Annotated in this window: 18 protein-coding genes; 7 read left to right on the top strand and 11 right to left on the bottom strand. The window is 72.1% G+C overall.

What is annotated here, in order from left to right:
- Nucleotides 1-157: 157 nt before the first annotated feature.
- From K6I34_RS12725 to K6I34_RS12715, 4 genes are all read right to left on the bottom strand, one after another.
- Complete coding sequence (locus tag K6I34_RS12725) at nt 158-1,171, bottom strand: isopenicillin N synthase family oxygenase (protein ID WP_229325391.1); 1,014 nt, start codon at nt 1,169-1,171, stop codon at nt 158-160.
- A 174-nt stretch (nt 1,172-1,345) separates the two neighbouring features.
- The gene (locus K6I34_RS38860; RefSeq protein WP_374230906.1) at nt 1,346-1,462 is read right to left on the bottom strand and encodes a putative leader peptide; all 117 of its coding nucleotides are present in this window, start codon (nt 1,460-1,462) and stop codon (nt 1,346-1,348) included.
- Between the two features lie 78 nt (nt 1,463-1,540).
- Nucleotides 1,541-1,936, bottom strand: a complete 396-nt coding sequence (locus tag K6I34_RS12720; RefSeq protein WP_229325389.1) for a rodlin — start codon at nt 1,934-1,936, stop codon at nt 1,541-1,543.
- A 301-nt stretch (nt 1,937-2,237) separates the two neighbouring features.
- Nucleotides 2,238-2,717, bottom strand: coding sequence for a DUF1453 domain-containing protein (locus tag K6I34_RS12715; RefSeq protein ID WP_229325387.1), 480 nt, complete (start codon nt 2,715-2,717; stop codon nt 2,238-2,240).
- A gap of 70 nt (nt 2,718-2,787) precedes the next feature.
- Between K6I34_RS12715 and K6I34_RS12710 the strand changes: the two genes are divergently transcribed.
- Complete coding sequence (locus K6I34_RS12710) at nt 2,788-3,399, top strand: TetR/AcrR family transcriptional regulator (protein ID WP_229325385.1); 612 nt, start codon at nt 2,788-2,790, stop codon at nt 3,397-3,399.
- Nucleotides 3,400-3,631: 232 nt separating this feature from the next.
- Nucleotides 3,632-4,132 (top strand): hypothetical protein, encoded by a 501-nt coding sequence (locus K6I34_RS12705; protein ID WP_229325383.1) that lies wholly within the window; start codon nt 3,632-3,634, stop codon nt 4,130-4,132.
- Nucleotides 4,133-4,226: 94 nt separating this feature from the next.
- On the opposite strand, the gene K6I34_RS12700 is transcribed toward K6I34_RS12705, so the two are convergent.
- Both K6I34_RS12700 and K6I34_RS12695 read right to left on the bottom strand, forming a co-directional pair.
- The gene (locus K6I34_RS12700; RefSeq protein WP_374230905.1) at nt 4,227-6,242 is read right to left on the bottom strand and encodes an N-acetylmuramoyl-L-alanine amidase; all 2,016 of its coding nucleotides are present in this window, start codon (nt 6,240-6,242) and stop codon (nt 4,227-4,229) included.
- Between the two features lie 229 nt (nt 6,243-6,471).
- Nucleotides 6,472-7,581: an aminoglycoside phosphotransferase family protein gene (locus tag K6I34_RS12695; protein WP_229325381.1), complete on the bottom strand. Its 1,110-nt coding sequence runs from the start codon at nt 7,579-7,581 to the stop codon at nt 6,472-6,474.
- Nucleotides 7,582-7,901: 320 nt separating this feature from the next.
- Here K6I34_RS12695 and K6I34_RS12690 point away from each other — a divergent pair, with 320 nt between their 5' ends.
- Nucleotides 7,902-9,434 carry a hypothetical protein gene (locus K6I34_RS12690; protein WP_229325379.1) on the top strand — a complete coding sequence of 511 codons (1,533 nt, stop codon included), beginning with the start codon at nt 7,902-7,904 and terminating at the stop codon, nt 9,432-9,434.
- Between the two features lie 51 nt (nt 9,435-9,485).
- On the opposite strand, the gene K6I34_RS12685 is transcribed toward K6I34_RS12690, so the two are convergent.
- The gene (locus tag K6I34_RS12685; RefSeq protein ID WP_229325377.1) at nt 9,486-11,000 is read right to left on the bottom strand and encodes a PP2C family protein-serine/threonine phosphatase; all 1,515 of its coding nucleotides are present in this window, start codon (nt 10,998-11,000) and stop codon (nt 9,486-9,488) included.
- A gap of 498 nt (nt 11,001-11,498) precedes the next feature.
- Here K6I34_RS12685 and K6I34_RS12680 point away from each other — a divergent pair, with 498 nt between their 5' ends.
- From K6I34_RS12680 to K6I34_RS12670, 3 genes are all read left to right on the top strand, one after another.
- Nucleotides 11,499-12,935 carry a HEAT repeat domain-containing protein gene (locus K6I34_RS12680; protein ID WP_229325375.1) on the top strand — a complete coding sequence of 479 codons (1,437 nt, stop codon included), beginning with the start codon at nt 11,499-11,501 and terminating at the stop codon, nt 12,933-12,935.
- A gap of 208 nt (nt 12,936-13,143) precedes the next feature.
- Nucleotides 13,144-13,707, top strand: coding sequence for a hypothetical protein (locus K6I34_RS12675; protein WP_229325373.1), 564 nt, complete (start codon nt 13,144-13,146; stop codon nt 13,705-13,707).
- A 65-nt stretch (nt 13,708-13,772) separates the two neighbouring features.
- Nucleotides 13,773-14,924 carry an IS701 family transposase gene (locus K6I34_RS12670; protein WP_374230904.1) on the top strand — a complete coding sequence of 384 codons (1,152 nt, stop codon included), beginning with the start codon at nt 13,773-13,775 and terminating at the stop codon, nt 14,922-14,924.
- A 173-nt stretch (nt 14,925-15,097) separates the two neighbouring features.
- Here K6I34_RS12670 and K6I34_RS12665 read toward each other — a convergent pair whose 3' ends face one another.
- Nucleotides 15,098-15,355 carry a hypothetical protein gene (locus K6I34_RS12665; protein WP_229325371.1) on the bottom strand — a complete coding sequence of 86 codons (258 nt, stop codon included), beginning with the start codon at nt 15,353-15,355 and terminating at the stop codon, nt 15,098-15,100.
- Nucleotides 15,356-15,463: 108 nt separating this feature from the next.
- On the opposite strand from K6I34_RS12665, the gene K6I34_RS12660 reads away from it, so the two are divergent.
- Entirely contained in the window at nt 15,464-15,661 is a 198-nt protein-coding gene (locus K6I34_RS12660; protein ID WP_229325369.1) for a DUF5302 domain-containing protein, read from the top strand.
- 81 nt (nt 15,662-15,742) lie between these two features.
- On the opposite strand, the gene K6I34_RS12655 is transcribed toward K6I34_RS12660, so the two are convergent.
- The 3 genes from K6I34_RS12655 to K6I34_RS12645 form a co-directional block, all read right to left on the bottom strand.
- Nucleotides 15,743-16,198 carry a hypothetical protein gene (locus K6I34_RS12655; protein ID WP_229325367.1) on the bottom strand — a complete coding sequence of 152 codons (456 nt, stop codon included), beginning with the start codon at nt 16,196-16,198 and terminating at the stop codon, nt 15,743-15,745.
- A gap of 230 nt (nt 16,199-16,428) precedes the next feature.
- Nucleotides 16,429-17,178, bottom strand: coding sequence for a Mut7-C ubiquitin/RNAse domain-containing protein (locus tag K6I34_RS12650; RefSeq protein WP_229325365.1), 750 nt, complete (start codon nt 17,176-17,178; stop codon nt 16,429-16,431).
- 76 nt (nt 17,179-17,254) lie between these two features.
- Nucleotides 17,255-17,911 (bottom strand): PhzF family phenazine biosynthesis protein, encoded by a 657-nt coding sequence (locus K6I34_RS12645; protein ID WP_229325363.1) that lies wholly within the window; start codon nt 17,909-17,911, stop codon nt 17,255-17,257.
- Nucleotides 17,912-18,112: the final 201 nt, after the last annotated feature.

Here is an 18,112-nt window from a genome sequence, read left to right as displayed (position 1 = left end):
CGGCTGCGCCCCGTCAGGGGCGCGGGGAACTGCGCGACAAGCCCCCACCGGACCGGCAGCCGCGCGCGCAGCGCAGGACGCACCCCGGTAGGCGCAGCCCCCCGGCAGGAGGAAACAACGGGGTCCAGGGGGCGAAGCCCCCGGCGTGGGGCGCGGGTCAGACCCGCGTGCCCTCCGCCAGGAGCCCCGCGTGGTAGCGGCGCGCCACCTCCGGATGCGCCCGCAGCCACCCCTTGATCTCGTTGCGCCCGTACTCCGCGAACAGCGGATTCGTCGCGTCCTGCGTGACCCCGGGAGCCCGGTCCGCGTAAGCGAACGGCACGGGCTCGATCCGCGCGTCGAGCCGCGGGTTGTAGAAGAACGGCACGGAGTACCGCTCCCGGTTCCCGGGCGGGCTCACCACGCGGTGGTTGGTGGCCTTGAGGTAGCCGTTGGTCGCCACCTCGAGCAGCTCGCCCAGGTTGATCACGAACGCCCCCGGCATGGGCGGCACCTCGCGGAACACGCCGTCCGCGCCCTCCACTTCGAGCCCGCCGACCTCGTCCGTGAGCAGCAGGGTCAGGAAGCCGTAGTCCTTGTGCGCGCCGACGCCCTGCCCGGCACCGTCGGGGGCGCTGCCCGGGTAGCGGACGAGCTTCAGGTGCAGGTGCGGGTGGTCGGCGAAGGCCTCGTCGTAGAAGGTGGGCGGGGCGCCGATCGAGGCCAGCAGCTCGTGCAGCAGGCGCTCGGCGACCGTGCTCAGCCGGTCGATCCAGTGCAGGGCGGCGGCGCGCAGCTCGGGCAGGGCGGCGGGCCACTGGTTGGGGCCCGCCAGCCACCAGTAGCCGGGCTCGTCACCGGTGGGTATCCGGGCCGGGCGCTCGGCACCTATGTCGAGCTGGTCCCGCCAGTCCTGGCTGCCGCCGGTGCGCTCGTCCCCGATCCGCGTGTAGCCGCGGAAGTGGGGCGAGTTGAGGTTGCTGATCGACAGCCGCTCCGCCTCGGGGAGCGCGAAGAACGCGCGCATCGTGCGCACCAGCTCGGCGGTCTCGGACTCGGTGATCCCGTGGCCGACCAGGTGGAAGAAGCCCACGTCACGGGCGGCGCTGTGCAGCGCCTCGCGGAAGGCGGCGCGGTCGGCGTCGCTGCCGGAGGCGGCGGAGAGGTCGATGACGGGAAGCATGTTGCTCATGAGGACATCCACGTGCGTGAAGGCCCGGTACGTACGGCGGTACGCCGGACGGCCGCGCTGCCGCCGCGGGGTGTGCGGACAGGACAGGCGGGGAGACCGGGAAGCGGCAGAAGAAAGAAAAAGAAGAAGAAAACAGGCCACAGCCCGGAGAACGCGGGCAGGCCGGAAGGAAGATCAGCCGGAACGGCGACAGGACATGCTGGTGACGCGGCGGAGGTCCACGTGGCGGCGTTTCACGAGCATGGTCACATCGCCATCGTATACGACGCCGTAACAATCGGATCCGATCATTTCCGGATCATGAAGAAACCCCCTTCCCCGGGCCACTGCACCCGGGGAAGGGGGTTCCGCTCAAGCGTGCGCCGTCGGTCAGCGGCCGTTGCCCGAACCGTTGCCCGAGACGATCGGGATCTCGTCCAGGATGTGCGACAGCTGCGCGTCGCCCTGGCTGATCGTCGAGTTGTCGGTGCACTGCTGCTGGGCCTGCTGCGTGAGGATCGGCAGATCCTGGACGCCGACGTTGATCAGCCCGATGAGCGATTGGATGCCGGCCTTGCCGATCGCGAGACACGGCTTGTTGAGCGTGCCCTGGATCAGGCTCATCTGCGGGCTCTGCTTGCCGCCGGTGTGGGTGTTGCCATAACCGGTCTTCGACGCGTTGCCGTTCGCGACGTCGCCTTCGTTGCCGATCGCCAGCGCGGGGGCCGCCATCGTGCCGACCGCGGTGGCCGTCAGAGCGGCCGTGGCGAGAACCTTCTTGAGCACGTCCGTGCCTTTCGATCGATGCGCCTTCTCGGGAAGTTGACCTGAATAACTCGACCCCAATTGGAGAGGTTTCGGACATTCACTCATTTGCTCCATCGCGTCATCGGACCGGAAATGCCGGGAGTGTCGTAGCCGTTACGGGTAAATCCTCCGCTAATGGAGCTCTTTTGAGTGATGGCGTCGGAAAGTGCCGATTCTGCCTGGTAGCGTGCTCCGCGCGCCGATCCTCGGCCGTCGACCCGCCCGGACCGGCGCCCCCACAAGCTGCGTCCGGGCGGGACTTCCCCGCGGGTGCCCCAGGTCAGGAGCTCTTGCGCTCCGGGGCGAACGGCACCCCCGTCTGCAGCCCGCGCAGGCCCACCGCCAGCGCTTCGCCGAGGAAGCTGATGCCGAGGGTCAGCTGCGTCGGCCGTGCCTCCTCGTGCATTCCCGCCTTCGCGGCGATCAGCCCGAACCCGGCCATGATCGCGAACGAGACCACCATGACGGCGAAGGTGCGGGCGGTGTAGCGCTGCCACAGCACCCCTTCCTTCTCGAACACCGTGATCGTGGAGCCGCGGACCGCGCCCAGCGCCACACCCAGGACGCCGCCCGCGCCCGTCCAGACGAAGTCCGTGGCCGTGAGGCCGTGGGCCTTGGTCAGGGACACGATGCCGATGCCGGTCAGGACCATGGGCGCTATCAGCAGATCCTTGGCGTTGAGGGGCTCCCCGCGCAGTCGTTTGACCACCACGGCGATCACCAACGCCGCGATCACCACCCAGAACAGCCAGCCGTGCACGTTCCCCCGCCTCCTTTTTAGCTTGCCTGTGCCAAAAAGATATTAACCCAGTCGTGCTATAAAGGCGAACGTGCCGAAGATCGTGGACCCCAGCGCCCGCCGCCGAGCCGTCGCGGAAGCAGTGCTCCGCATCGTGAGCCGGAGCGGCCTGGAGGCCGCCTCGCTCCGCAACGTCGCCGACGAGGCGGGGCTCGCCGTGGGCTCCGTGCGTCACTACTTCACCGACCACGACGAGATGGTGATCTTCGCCATGGGGGAGCTGGCCGACCGCGTGGAGCGACGGGTCCGGGCGCGCGCCGAGGGCATCTTCGCCGCGGGACCCGGCGAGCACCGCGCGCGGACGGAGGAACTGCTGACGGAACTCCTCCCGGTCGACGACGCGCGCTACGAGGAGTCCACACTCTGGATCGCCTTCATCACCGCGGCCCGGACCCGGCCCGGACTCCGCCCGCGGGCCGTCGAGGCGCAGGCCAACATGCTCGTCCTGCTCCGGCGCGTGCTGTGCGGGGCGCAGGAGGCGGGTGGCCTGCCGGCCGGGCTGGACGTCGAGCTGGAGAGCGTGCGGCTGGCGGCGCTGCTGGACGGGCTGACGCTGCAGGCGGTACTGGAACCGGAGCGGGTGGGGGCGGACGTACTCCTCGGCGTCCTCCGCCGCCACCTCGACTCCTTGCGGAACGGCTAGCCGCCGGCTTTGGGGTTGCGGCCTGCAGGTTGCTGCGCGGCGCCTACCGGGGTGCCGCTTCAGCCCGGTGCGCGGCTGCGGGTCCGGTGGGGGCTGGTCGCGCAGTTCCCCGCGCCCCTGACGGGGCCGGTGTCCCGCGCCCCTGACGGGGCCGGTGTCCCGCGCCCCTGACGGGGGTGGTGCCCTGCGCCCCTGACGAGGAAGCACGGGCGCGGGCACGTACGATAAAGGCATGTCGTTCCTCCGCCGCCGCAGCGCCGCCACGCCCATCGGGCCGGACTTCGACGTCCTCGCCATGGACCCGGGCGACTGGCCCGGCGATCTCGGCGCAGGGCTGCTGCCCGCACCCGATGGCAGCTGCCAGGGCGTCTTCCTCCGCTACGACCTCTTCGGCGGGCGCGGCCCCGCGATGATCATCGGCAATCTGCCGGAGGGCTCCCCGGCCCGTGACCTCGGCGAGGGGCAGGTGCCCTTCGAGGTGGCGCAGCTGCTCGCGGCGCTCGGCAACGACGAGCCGGTGCACGTGCTGGAGACCGAGGACGTCCCGGTGATGCACGAGGACAACCTGCTGATCGTGCGGCGCCTGAAGTGCTCCGAAGGCCGCATCTCCTGCACCCAGTTCGACCGCAGCGACGGCGTCCTCGTCACCATCGCGAGCTGGGACCGCCCCATCACGGACGAGCTCTACCAGTTGCTCAAGCCGCTGCCCGCGGAGATGTTCCAGCAGGCCTGAGCCCCACCTGAGCCCCATCGACAACCCCGACAGCACACCGGAGCCCGGTACGGCACCCGCCCGTACCGGGCTCCGGCGCGTTCCACCCGGACCGTCAGCGGTCCGACGCGAGCACCCGTACGTCGGCGGCCTTGACGAAGGCCACCCGGTGGCCGAACTGGATCTCGTGGTAGACGTCCTTCCCCCGGACCAGCCTGTGGCCCGCCGGGTCGAAGGTCTTCGCCCACAGATACTCGCCGGGGACCGTCGCGCCCAGCGCGTAGGCCTGCCCGGCGAGCAGTTTGTACGGCAGCGGTGTCACATCCTGCACCGGCACGCCCGGCGGGTACGCCGACCTCTCCGGGTACGCCCGCCCGTACACCGGCACCTCGCGCAGCCCCGGCCTCGGTGTGACCACTCGGCCCCAGGCGCTCACCGCGGTCGGCTCCCACCACGGGTTCTTGAACCACGCCTTCTGCCCCAGGTACCAGATCGCCGTCCACGGCCCGTGCCGGTCCGCAAGCGCGAACTGCTGGCCGGTCGACGCGCGGGCACCCGTGTCGTTGACGTCGTTCGTCGACGCCCCGTCACCCGGGTGCAGCCCGACGTCCTTGACCAATGGCGCGTCCTCCCTCGGCGCCGTGCGCAGCCGGACCGCGCCGGAACCGTGCGGGTCGCACGGCTTGCCCTGCTGCACGCAGCCCGTGTACGGCACCACGTGGTCCTCGTAGTCCGGCAGGATGGTCACCATCCCGCCGAACAGCCCGCCCGTGGGCTCGAAGGGACTGTCCATCAGGTCGAAGTAGTGCTCCCAGTCCCAGTACGGGCCCGGGTCCGTGTGCATGCCCTTGATGGTCGAGGGGACGGTGCCCGGCACGTTGTCGTGCCCCAGGATGTGCTGCCGGTCCAGGGGAATGTCCAGCTTCTCGGCCAGATGGGCCACCAGCCGGGCGGACGTGCGGTACATCTGCTCCGTGTACCAGGAGTCCGGCTGGGCGAGGAAGCCCTCGTGCTCGATGCCGACCGACGTGGAGTTCACGTACCAGTTGCCCGCGTGCCAGGCCACGTCCTTCGTCGGCACGTGCTGCGCGATGTGCCCGTCCGTCGAACGCACCGTGTAGTTCCACGAGACGTACGTCGGGTCCTTGATCAGCTTGATGGTGGTGTCCCACGACCCCTCGGTGTCGTGGATGACGATGAAGCGCACCTTCTGCGACGGGGCATGGGGCCGGTCCGCCACGTCGTGGTTGCCGTAGTCCGACCCCTCCAGCTTCTGGTACGGCGCAGGGATCGACTCGCAGGCCACCGACTCCGGGCACTCCACACGGTCCGCCGGAGGCGCCTTCAGCCCCAGCTTGCGCACCTGTTCCGTACGCCCTGTCAGTCGCGGGTGCCCCGCCAGAGTGACCGTCTGGCCGCTGTCGGTGGTGCGCCGTTCCCCGGTGCGCAGCACGTCGAAGACGTCGCGGGCGAAGACGTCGGCCGTCGCCGCGTCGGTGGCGCCGGGGAAGCTCGCCACCGCCGCGTACCAGTCCGTCGGGTCGCCGGTGAGCGGCAGGCCCAGCCGCCGTTGCGCGGAGGCCAGCAGCGCCGCACCGCCCTCGACATTGGCCGCCGGATCCCGGCGCAGCGACGCGGGGGAGAGGCGCGAGAGCTCCGCGGCCCGGCCCAGGGTGCGCAGTCGCGCCGGGAGCTCGCCCGGAGCCGGCAGCGCCGGACGCACGGTACGGGCCGCCGCGAGCGGACGGGCGCTGTCGCCGCGCGGATCCCCCAGGCCGCCGACCACATGCGGGGCCGTGGCCAGGGCCGTCGCGGCATCGGTCAGGTGCATCGGGCCGTAGCCGCCGGTGACGCTGGGCGCGCCGCCGTGGGTGTCCCAGCGGGACTGGAGATACGAGACGGCCAGCAGTACGTCCGTGGGCACGCGGTACTTCGCCGAGGCCGTGGCGAAGGCTTGCTGGAGCGCGCCGGAGGACGGCCGCTGGCCGGCGCTCGCCGTGGGCACGGCGGACAGCGCGGGCAGCAGCAGGGCGGCCGACGCGACCGCACCCGCGGCCCGGAGCCCGTGGCGCGTTCTTCGCGGGGGTCTCGGCGGAGTGGTCCGGGGGTGGAGTTGTGGGGATCCTCGCAATGCGGCCTCCTCGGGACGGCATGCCACCGAGCTGGGATGGTAGGTGCGCGATCAGGCGTGCGGGACCGGACGTACCAGAGGTAGTCCCTGGGTGACGATCCGTCAATCATCCTGATGCGCCCGTCCGGGGGAGGCTCCTGGGCTGCTGGGCGCCGCTCTTCCGTCCGACACGGCCGACCCGCCGCGTGGAGAGGGACGCGGCGGGTCGGGGCGGAACGGGGAGGCCGGATCAGCGTGTGCCGACCGCCGCCCGTACGGCGCGCCTGGCGAGAGCGCAGTCGTCGTGCAGGCGGCGCAGCAGCAGGCGCTGCTCCTCACCGGCGTCGGGAGCGCCCGGAGTGACCGGCGGCGGATCCTGCATGGCGCGCTGGACGGCCGTCTCGTATGTACGGATCTCGCGGGTCAGTACGAGCATGAGATTCACCAGAAAGGCGTCACGCGAGACCGGGCCCGCCTGCTGCGCGATGGTGCTGATCTGACGGCGTGCGCCCGGGGCATCGCCCAGCACGGACCACAGCGTGGCCAGGTCGTACCCCGGGAGATACCAGCCGGCCTGGTCCCAGTCGACGAGGATCGGGCCGGTGGGGGAGAGCAGCACATTGGAGAGCAGGGCATCTCCGTGGCAGAACTGCCCCTGGACCTGGGCCAGGCCGTGCAGGAGCTTCTGCAGGTCGCCCATGTCGCGGTCGGTGAGCAGGCCCAGCTCGTGATAGCGGGTGATGCGCTGGGCGTAGTCGAGCGGCATGTCGAACATCCCGGCCGGGGGGCGCCAGAGGTTGACCCGGGAGATCGCGCCGAGCGCGGCGCGGATGTCCGCGCGGGGCGGGGTCTCCACCGGATGCCGCTGCCCGGCGGCCGGCCGGCCGGGCATCCGCTCGATGACCAGGGTGCAGTTCTCCGGGTCCGCGGCGATCAGCCGCGGCACCCGGACCGGCGGGCGATGCCGGACGAACGCCCGGTATGTCGCTATTTCCTGATGGAACCGCTCCGCCCAGGCGGGCGAATGGTCCAGTAAACACTTGGCCACCGCCGTATTGCGGCCGGTGGAGCCGACCAGCAGGACCGAGCGACCGCTGCGGCGCAGCATCTGGACGGGGTTGAACTCCGGGCAGATGCGGTGCACCGCGGCGATCACCGTGCGCAGCTGCGAGCCCTGGGGGCCGGACAAGTCGATTCTCCCGCTGAGCGGTTGGCCGCCGAGCCCCGGTGACCGCCGAGCCCGCGCGCCCCCGAAGGAAGCCCCCGCGGCGTGGGAGGGATCGAGGTACGGCCCGCCACCGGCGTGCTGCGGACGGAGCTGCCGGGGCGGTGCGGACACGGAGGACGAGGCTGCATACATGTGCGGAACAGATCCCTTCGTGTGCCGACGACTGACCGCGCTCCCCGGTCCCCCGGGCCTGGGAGCACCCTGGGGAATGCTCCGTCGGGTCCACCGATGGATCTCGCGGATCCCATGGATCTCAATGGATCTCATGTGATCCGGTGGATCCGGTCCGATGGACTCGGTAGGCGGCCGGGTGGCCGGGGTGGCGCGTTCCTACCTGACACCCGGCCGCGGGTGGCACACCATGTGGCGGACCCTGGCGAACCCTGGCGAATACTCGCTTGGCCCATGACGGCCCGCTACCTTCAAGTCAGCCGAGAACCTGGGGGCTTGACGTGACAAGGGAACCCAACACCCGCCTGGCGGATCTGTTCGGCCTGGCCGGATGGTCCAAGGGCGAGCTTGCGAGAATGGTGAACCGGCATGCGGCCGCCATGGGCCACCCGCAGCTGGCGACCGACACCTCGCGAGTGCGGCGCTGGATCGACATGGGGGAGTCCCCGCGCGATCCCGTGCCCCGGGTGCTGGCAGCCCTTTTCACCGAGCGACTCGGCCGTGTCGTGACCATCGAGGACCTCGGGTTCGGCCGACGAGGGCGCGCCGGCAAGGGGCAGCCCGCGGACGGGCTGCCCTGGCCGCCCGAGCGGACCGCCGCGGTCCTCACCGAATTCACGGGAATGGACCTCATGCTCAACCGACGCGGCTTGGTGGGCGCGGGTGCCGCGCTTGCCGCAGGCTCAGCACTCAGCAGCGCCATGCACGACTGGCTGCACTCCGATCCGGTTCTCGCCTCCGACGCCCCCCGCTTCTCCGACCCCCTGCGCCTCGACTCCGTCCATGCCGCTCACGCCGACGCCGCCGGGCTCGACCGCTACGAGGCGGCGCCGGTGGGCTCCACGGAGATCGACGCCCTGGAGCACTCCGTCGAGATCTTCCGCCGCTGGGACGCCGCCCGCGGCGGCGGCCTCCAGCGCAAGGCGGTCGTCGGCCAGCTCAACGAGGTGGGCGGCATGCTCTCCTACCGCCATCCCGAGCATCTCCAGCGGAGGCTGTGGGGCGTCGCGGCGAACCTCGCGGTGCTCGCGGGCTGGATGTCCCACGACGTGGGCCTGGAGCCCACCGCGCAGAAGTACTTCGTGATCGCCGCCCACGCGGCGCGCGAGGGTGGCGACCGCCCTCGCGCGGGCGAGGCGCTCTCCCGCGCCGCCCGCCAGATGGTCCACCTCGGTCGGCCGGACGACGCGCTGGACCTGATGAAGCTCGCCAAGTCCGGCTCCGGCAACGAGACCCTGCCCCGCACCCGCGCCATGCTCTGCACCATCGAGGCCTGGGCGCAGGCGTCGATGGGGCGCGGCCAGGCCATGCGCCGCACCCTGGGCGAGGCGGAGGAGCTCTTCGTCTCGGACAAGGGGGACGTGCCTCCGCCGAGCTGGATGCAGATGTTCGACGAGGCGGACCTTCACGGCATGCAGGCGCTGGCCTACCGGACGCTCGCCGAGCACGACCCGAGCGCCGCGGCCGTCGCCCAGATGCACGCCAAGGAGGCCCTGGCCCTCCGGTCCGAGGGCTACCAGCGCTCGATGATCTTCGACTACATCTCCATGGCGTCGGCCTGCTTCATCGGCAACGACCCCGAGCAGGCGGACACCTACGCCCGGCTGGCCCTGGTGTCGATCGGCGAGACCTCCTCGCACCGCACCTGGGACCGGCTGCGTGAGATGTACCGGCTGACCGGGCGCTACGCGGACTTCGGCAGCATCGAGGACCTCCGGGAGGAGATCCAGCAGGCCCTGCCCAACGCGCCGAAGTCTTCCAGGAAGACCACGCGCAAGGGGGCCTCGGGGCCGGAGAAGGGCACGGCCGTGTGACGGGCCGGTGGTGGCCGGTGATCCGGCCGACTGCGCCGTTCGCGCAGGTGGTCAGGTACGGATGCGGGCGACCAGCACGCAGGCGTCGTCCTCGCGCTCCTTGCTGCCGAATTCCTCCAGCACCGTCCGTACGCACTCCTGGGCGCTTCTCGCCGTGGCGAACCGTGGCGCGCAAGCCAGCAGCCGCTCGGTGACCGCGTCGGCCGACTCGGAGCTCCGGGGCGCCAGACCGTCGGTGTGCAGCACCAGCATGTCACCGGTCTCCAGTCGCTCCTCGGCCTGGGCGTAGACGGCGTCGGGGACCGCCCCGAGCAGCATGCCCTCGGGCGGCCGCAGGGCGCGTCCGCTCCCTCCGCCGAAGAGCAGCGGGGCGGGGTGGCCGGCCTGCGACCAGCTCAGGGTCAGCGTCGCGGGGTCGTAGCGGCAGCAGACCGCGCTGCCCAGGGCGGGCTGCGCGGAAGCATCGAGGAGGTGGTTGAGCCAGCCCATCAGAGGCCCCGGCTCCGCGCCCGTGACCGCCATGCCGCGCAGGGCGCCCAGCAGCATGGCCATGCTGGAGGTGGCCGCCACGCCGTGCCCGGTGAGCCCGCCGACGCTCAGCAGGGTGCGGCCGTCAGGGAGCTGGAGGGCGTCGAACCAGTCGCCGCCGATCAGGGCACTGCTGGCGGACGGGAGGTAGTGCGCGGCGAGATCGAGGGTGCCGGGGGCCGACGTGGCCCCCGGCACCGTGCTGCTCTGGGAGAAGCGCAAGGAGCCGCGCCAGGGCGGCAGGACGGCTTCCTGGAGCTCCACGGCGAGGCGGCGCTCGGTGTGCGCGGTCCGCTGCTGGTGCAGCAGCGAGTCACGGATCTCGTGCACGGCCTCCCGGCTGCGGCGCACCTCGGTGACGTCCCGTAACACCGCCCACATGGAGGCCACGGTGCCGTCGGCGTCGAGCGTCGGCTCGCCCATCATGTGCACGGTGCGCACCGCGCCGTCGCCGCGCACGATACGGAACTCGCCGTCGATCGGCCTGCCGTCGACCAGGCAGCCGGTGACCATCGCGGTCAGCAGCTCGGTGTCCTCCTCCAGCACCCAGGAGGGGAGCTCGTCGAGGGTCGGGGCGCCGTCCTCCGGGCGGCGGCCGAAGAGCCGGAACAGCTCGTCGGACCATGTGACGCCGTCGGTGAGGAGATCCCACTCCGCGCTGCCGACGCGGCTGTCCGCTTCCTGCCCTTGTTCCTGCCCCTGTTCCTGTTCTTGTTCCTTCCTCTGCCCGTCCGCCTCCACCGGGGAGGGCCGGGGAGCGGGGCCGTCGGCCGACGGCCCCTGCGGGGTGTCGGCCGGCAGACCTTCGAGGAGCTGGCCCAAGTGGTCGCCCAGGTCGTCGAGCTGGTGCACGGCGAGCTCGTACAGGGCCCGCTGCCAGCGCTGCCGGGCGTCTTCCGGGGGTTCCTCGCCCTCCGCTTCCCGGCGCACGGCCTCGAGGTCGCCGCGCAGCTCCCGCGTCCGCGTGATGAGCGCGTCCACAGCGCCCTGACGGGGCGGCTGAGCGGCGGGACGATCCGTGTGGAGAGGGGACGGCATGACGTACTCCGATACGGGCGCGGCGCGGCCGGCTCCAGTGGGTCCGCGGGAAGGGCCGGTAACGACTGTTGCACAGGGAGCGAGGGCTCGTAAGTGGTTTGGCAACACCCGATCTGGTGGTGTCTTTGGCACATGCCAGGGGTAAGGCGGGTTTTTGTCAGGGGCATGGTGGGGCTTATGTCGCGCCTGTACCGGTAGGTCATCGGTGTTTCATGGGTGTGTGTCGTGAGCATGGTGACCTGTTGTGGGGGTGCGAGGGGCAGGAGTGAGCGCGTCAAGGCGGCGGCGCGGGGCCCGCCCGTTTCCGGCCGCCGAGGGGGCGGAGGTGGGCATTTCGGGCACGGCTCGGCGGAACGCTCCGCTCCGGGTAGGCTGCGGGCGCTCGGAAGAGCTTGAGTTCCCCCTGTTCACCAGGCATGGACCAGGGGACACCGGCAAGAATGCCGTCCGTAAGGAAATCCCGTTGCCAGCCGACTCCCCGCACCGGATGCTGACCCCATGTTCGATCCAGACATAGCGCCCAGCGGCACCCTGCTCGGCCTCCTCCAGCGAGGCCGCGGCGACGGGACCCTGCATGCCCTTGCGGCGCCTCGGGCGGAGGCGCTCGCGGCGCTGCACCACTGTGTGCTGCACGACCCCAGGCGTGACTGGCAGGTCGAGAACCGCTCGCTCTATTACGCGCGCCTCCACCTGGACCTCGACGGCGGGCTCGACGAGATCGAACAGCACCTCTTCCACTGCGACGACCTGCTCGACACCGCCGAGGAGCGCACCGGGCTCGCCCTCGCCGTCCTCGGCCACCTCGCCTCCTACGGCAGCACGGACGCGCTCCTGCTGCTGCGCCGCTACGCCGTCTCCGGGGCGAACTGGGCCTGGGCCCTCGACGAGCTCGCCCTGCGCGACGACGACGCCGGGCTGCTCGCCCTCGGCGAGAGCGTCCTCGCCCGCTTCCCGCGCACCCCCGAGGGTGACGCGGCGCTCGCCGCGGCCGTCCGGGACGCCTTCGAGCCCCACCCCTGGCGGCTGTGGGCCGACCCCCAGCAGTCGCCCGCGACCGCCGCCCGCGTCCAGGCCGCACAGGAACAGGGCTCCTTCGACCGCTGGCAGCGCCAGCTGCGCCCCACCGGCCCCCGGCCGGGCTGGAGCGTGCGCGAGGTCCTGGAGTGGGCCCAGGAGGGGCTCGCGGCACATCCCCCGCAACTGCGCCACGTCCCCGCGACCCGCTGCCTCACCGCCGTCGCAGGACCCGAGGACCGGCTGGAGATCATCCAGGCGGCCGTGGCGGGCCTCGAGGCCGCGCGCGCCACCGCGCTGCGCTACCTCGCCGAGCACCACGACCCGCAGGCCCTCGATCTGATCGAGGCCGCCGCCGAGGACCCCTGCGAGGCGGTGGCGGAGGCCGCCGTCACGGCCTTCGAGCGCATGCGCAGCACGGCGGCCCTGGAACGGGCCCGCGGCTGGGTCCACCGCACGGACGCCCTGGGCGCGGCCGCGGCCGGCATGCTGGCCTGCCGGGGCGGCACGTACGACTCCGCGCTCGTGCTGAGCGCCCTGCGGCGCACGGTGCGCACCGAGGGGCCGGACGCGCCGGTGCTGTGGGAGCTCGTCCAGGGTGCCGGGCGGCTGTCCATCGGCTGCGCCGCGCCCGTACTGCGCCACATCTACCGCGAGACCTCCTCCTCGCAACTGCGCGGGCGTACCGCGCGGGCCCTGGCGGCCACGGACCCGTCCTTCGCGGCGGGCTTCGCCGTCGAATGCCTGTGGGACTGCGAGGAGGCCACCCGCGAGCTCGCCGCCCACCACGCCACGACGGCCGACGCCCGGGTCGTCGAGCAGCTTCGCAGACTCGCGGCGGATCCTGCCGAGGAGGTGGAGGTGCAGACGGCCGTGCGCAGTCGGTTCGGCTCGCCGCCCGGGGGGTCCGCGGTGGGGTGACCGCCGTCGGGCCTTGCCCGGGGCTTTGCCCCGGGCCCCGTGTTTTTCGGTGCGGCATCGTTTTGGGCTGCGCCTATGGGGGTGCGTCTTGGGCTTCGTGCGCGGCTGCGGGTCCGTCGTGGCTTGTCGCGCAGTTCCCCGCGCCCCTGATGGGGCGCGCTTCGCGGCTCTTCGCGCCCGGGCCCCTGTCTTGTGGTTCGCTGTGCGCATGATGATCATTACGATGCCCCGGCGCGGGCTGCTGCTGTCGGCCGCTCTCATAGCCGCCGTAGCCGCCCCGCTCGCCGTTACTCCCGTCGCCGAGGCCCTGCCGCGTACCGCGGCCGTGGCGACCGGGGCACCGGCCGTCACGGCCGTCAGGATCACCGAGGGGCAGGTGGCCGAGGCCGCGCCCGGTCGGCCGATCCTCTACCCGAGCGTGACCAGCTGCTTGACGGTGACAGTGCGGTTGCGGGACGGCGGCAAGGTCGGTGCGCACGCCAGCCTGTTCCAGGTGCCCGGTGAATACCGTTCCGACCAGATCCTCGCCGCGGTGAAGCAGCGGGTCGGGAAGCGCCCCGTGAGCCGCGTCGAGGTCAAGGGCGCGGTCGGCGCCTGGTACCCCGGCTATTTCACCAAGGCCATCGAGAGCTACGCGGAAGGGGAGACCGTTCCCTATCCGACCGCGCCCGACCCCGACGGGATCGCGAAGGCGGTCGCTGCGGGACTCGGCGTGCCCCGGGAGAAGGTCACCGTCGAGGACCTCCCCGACGGTGACATGACCGTTGCCTGATTTCCTCCGCTAATACTGCAACAACGGTTGGTGTGACGTGTGGAGTGTCGGCTCGTTGATGGTGCGTGGGCGGGGAGATCTCGGTTGATGAAGTCCGTGGCTGGGCTGCGGGGTTGGATGCGTTGCATGCACGGTTCCGGCGGTGTTTCCGCCGGTCGGAGCCTCGCGCGCGGGCGTTGGAGTACATGCGGGGGCTGCTGGCTCCCCTTGAACGCAAGAATGGGTGGACGCTGGCGGAGCAGGCCGGCGAGCGGGGCCCGCAGGGGATGCAGCGACTGTTGAACGAGGCGGACTGGGACGAGCACCGGGTCCGTGACCATGTCCGTTCCTACGTGCTGGAGCACATCGGTGCCCAGGACGGTGTCCTGGTGGTCGATGAGACGGGCTTCATCAAGAAGGGGGTGCGGTCGGCGGGAGTGCAGCGGCAGTACACCGGCACCACCGGAAAGATCGACAACTGCCAGCTGGGCGTGTTCCTCGCCTACGCCTCCGGCCAGGGGAGGGCACTGATCGACCGCGAGCTGTACCTGCCCGTCTCCTGGACCGAGGACGACGCCCGGCGGACCGCTGCCCGGATCGGCCCCGGCATCACCTTCGCGACCAAGCCCCGCCTGGCCAGGGCCATGATCGAGCGGGCCATCGGGGCAGGGACGCCGTTTTCGTGGGTGACCGCGGACGAAGCGTACGGCCAGGACACCGCCCTGCGCTCGTGGCTGGAGACCAACGGCATCCCGTACGTGATGGCCGTGCCCAAGTCGTTCCGGTGCGGTCCCCGGGGCCAGAACGCCCGGACTCTCGCGGCGATCCTGCCCGAGGAGGCCTTCGAGACCCGCTCCGCCGGCCCGGGTGCCCACGGGCTGCGCGAGTACGACTGGGCCGTAGTCCAGCTCCCCGGTGAGGACGGCGAGTTCGAGGCAGGCCTGCTCATCCGCCGCAGCCTGGCCGACGGCGAGCTGGCCTACTACCGGGTGCACGCCCCCAAGGGCACCCCGCTCACAGAGCTCGTGCGGGTCGCGGGCATGCGCTGGGCGATCGAAGAGTGCTTCCAGGCCGCGAAGAACGAAGCCGGGCTCGACCACTACCAGGTCCGCTTCCACCAAGCCTGGTACCGGCACATCACCCTGGCCATGGCAGCCGCCGCCTACCTCACCGCCCTCCGGACAACCTCCCGTCAGGACACGGGAAAAGAGGAACCGGCGACGGCCTGGTCCGGCTGAGCCTGAACGAGATCCGGCGCCTGCTCGGCCGGCTCGTCCACACCATCCGCGACGACATCGAGCACATCCTGCACTGGTCACACTGGCGCCGCAGACAACAGCAACGAGCCCGCACCAGCCACTACCGCCGCAGAGGCCACCCACCTCCATAACCGTTGTTGCAGTACTAACCGCTAATTCCCGTCTCCGTCTCCGTCGTCCTCGACAGGACGGAGCCGGGCCCGTGCCGCCTCCACGCGCTCGGCGTAGTCGGCCGCGAAGAGCCCGGGCAGGTTCTTGTCCAGCGTCCCGGAAATCTTGTGCAGGGGTGCCCAGACGGCCGTGTCGTCGACCATCCGGCTGAGATCGGTCATCTGCACGCAGTACAGCCAGTCGGACAGGACCAGGGCCTCGTCGGGAGTGAGGGTGATGGTGATGTCGCTGTTCTCCACCGCCGGATCGTAGCCCGGCCCGGCGGGGAGTCCGCGGGGAGGCCGACTTCAACCGGGCCCGCCGACGTGCGAAGCTGTGGCGACGGCCGCCATGACCAGGAGGTTCCGATGACGGACAGCACCCCACCGCAGACCACACCCGAGCCTGAGGACGACGTGAAGCGGAAGTTCCGCGAGGCCCTGACGCGCAAGCGCGGTCAGGCGGCCGACGGCGCGGACAAAGGCCGGAGCCGCGACGGCTCCAAGGTCAACGGCACGCACGGCAAGGCGGGCGGCCAGCGCTCGTTCCGCCGCAAGAGCGGCTGACCCCCGGGCTTCCGGCGACCGGGGCGGCGGGGCACGGACCTGCCACCCGCGGGCCCCGGGCGCCGTCGTGCGCCCGGCCGTTCAGGCCCGGCGCCTGGCGGCCCGCCGCACCATGTGGACCACCAGCCAGATCAGGCCGATACCGAAGAGAATGGCCAGGAGCAGCAGCACGAGCAGGAAGATCCCGAGCTTCGCGAAGAAGCCCTTCTTCTTTTTCTTCGGCTTCGCCGCCGTCGACCAGTGACCCGACCAGTCGCTCGCCGTGGCCCGGTGGTGCTGTCGCGTCGTACGGCCTGTGGAGGCGAGCGCGGACACCGCGCCGCCCGTGCTCGGGGCACCGGTCGTCACCACCCGGGAGACGACGCCCGTACGGGCCGGGCCCACGGCCGACGCAGGCGGCACGAGCAGTGCCGCGCCCAGGGCCAGGGCCACGACGACGGCCGCCCGCCGGGCCCGCCGCGCCCTCCGCCGTCCGGCCGCCGGAACTCCCCTTCCCCGACGCCTCGGTGGTCCGCCCTGCCCCGACTCGGCGATCATCCTGCCCCCTGAAGTGCTGGGTCTCCCCTGGCTGCCCGGCCCCGCACCGACGGCCGAAGCCCCCTGGCCGCGCCGTCGGCGGCCCCATTATCCGGGCATCGCCCACCCCTTGAGCAGGGCGCACTCAGGCCCCGCAGGGCGCGATGGTCCGCCGTGGGATGCGCCCGGCGGAGCCGCCGCGCCCCCTGAGCGGCAGGCCCCCTCCGCGGCGCCGCACTCGACGGGACCGCTCAGGCGGTCGGCGCCTCGGCCGCCGTCTCCCCGAACTCGCGCACCGCGTCGGTGACGATCGCCTCGAGACGGGCGTGGTGCGCGCCGCGCCAGTAGACGCGCTCGCAGGTCACGCACTGCGCGAAGACGTCGTACGTGCTGCGCGTGCCGTGCTCCAGCCGCTCGTGGACCGCCTGCTTGTCGGCGTCCCGGAGCGGGCCGTTGCAGGCCGTGCACCGCGTCCACGGCGCGAGGCGCGGGGCGAAGCGGCCGAGGACGTCCCGCAGTTGGTCGTCCGGCCGGTCGCTGTAGACGTACGCGCCCGCCCAGATCTCCCGGCGGCGCAGCAGGCCGCGGTCGCGCGAGAGCAGTACGCGGCGCTCGCTCGCCGACAGCGCGGCCAGCGCGGGGTCGCCGATGTCCTCGCTCTCGTACGCGGCGTCCACGCCCAGCAGACGCAGCCTGCGCGCCAGCGTCCCCAGGTGCACGTCCAGCAGGAACCGCAGCGGCGCGCCCGGCACTTCCTGGGGGCGTGCGACCGCGCGTACCTCGACGTCCTCGTCGGCGCCCGGCACGTACGACACCGGCACCTCGCGGCCGTCGACGAGCAGCGCGCCGACCTCCGTGAGCGGGACGCCGAACGACTCGATGACGTGTCCGAGCGAGGACGCCCCGTCGGTGGCCACGGGCGTGCGCTCCGCACGGCGGTCGGCGGGCGCGAAGAGCCGTAGTTTGGGCGCGAGCGTCAGGTGTATCCGGCAGCGGTTCACACCTCCAGCATAGAAAACGGCGCCGTACGGAAGGCGGCGGCCCCGTTCAGCCCTGTTCGGTTCCGTCCAGTCCCGTTCAGCCGCGGACGGCCCTCGGCACCACCCGGCCGCCGATCTCCACCGTGCCCTCGGTGCCGGGGCGGGTGAGGATCTGCGAACCCCGGCCCTGACGGATGTCCAGGGCCTGGCCCAGCTGCTGCGCGAGCAGCAGTGCCGCGGCGCCCGTCGCCTCGTCCTCCACGATGCCGTCACCGCGGCGCGGGAACGCGCGGGCCCGCACCCGGCCCGCCGCCTCGTCCTGCCACGCCCAGGCGTACAACCAGCCCTCGCCCTCCGGCGGCGCGGGCAGCGCGTCGACCTCGGCCGCCGAACCGTACTGTTCGGTGCGCCGCCCCGAGGCCCACTCCGCACGGCCGCGCACCCAGGTGAACTCCCCTTCCCGCAGGACACGGACCTCGCCCGCGGGCGGGCGGAGCACATCGGCCCCGAGCAGCCTGCCGACGCCGACGAGCGGGTGACCGGCGAAGGGCAGACGGGCGCTGGGCGTCCAGATGTCGACGACGCCGCGCTCGGCGTCGTCGACGAACACGGTCTCGCTGTATCCGAGACCGGCGGCCAGCGCCATGCGATCCGCGTCGCCGCGGACGGCGGAGCCGTCGCGGACGACGGCGAGGGCATTGCCGCCGGTGCCGTCGGGGCCGGTGAAGACGTCGATTACCTCGATGGAGATCATCAAGGCATTCAACACCGGCCCCTTGCGAGGCCGGTGATCAGGGCTGCCGGAGATCCGGTGCCGGGGCGGGGTCCTGACGGAAGAACAACAGCAGCCGGGCGAGCCCGCCGGGCCGCCGCCGTGACATGGGCCGTGCGGTGACGGCCTGTGCCACGGCGGTGTCCGGACCGGCGGACGCGGCCTCGACGGTGGGGGCGGGGG

Origin of the sequence: Streptomyces sp. UNOC14_S4, assembly GCF_020740835.1 — a bacterium.
GTDB lineage: Bacteria > Actinomycetota > Actinomycetes > Streptomycetales > Streptomycetaceae > Streptomyces.
Note: the sequence above shows the minus strand (reverse complement) of the source record. Positions and strands in the feature narration are given on the sequence as shown.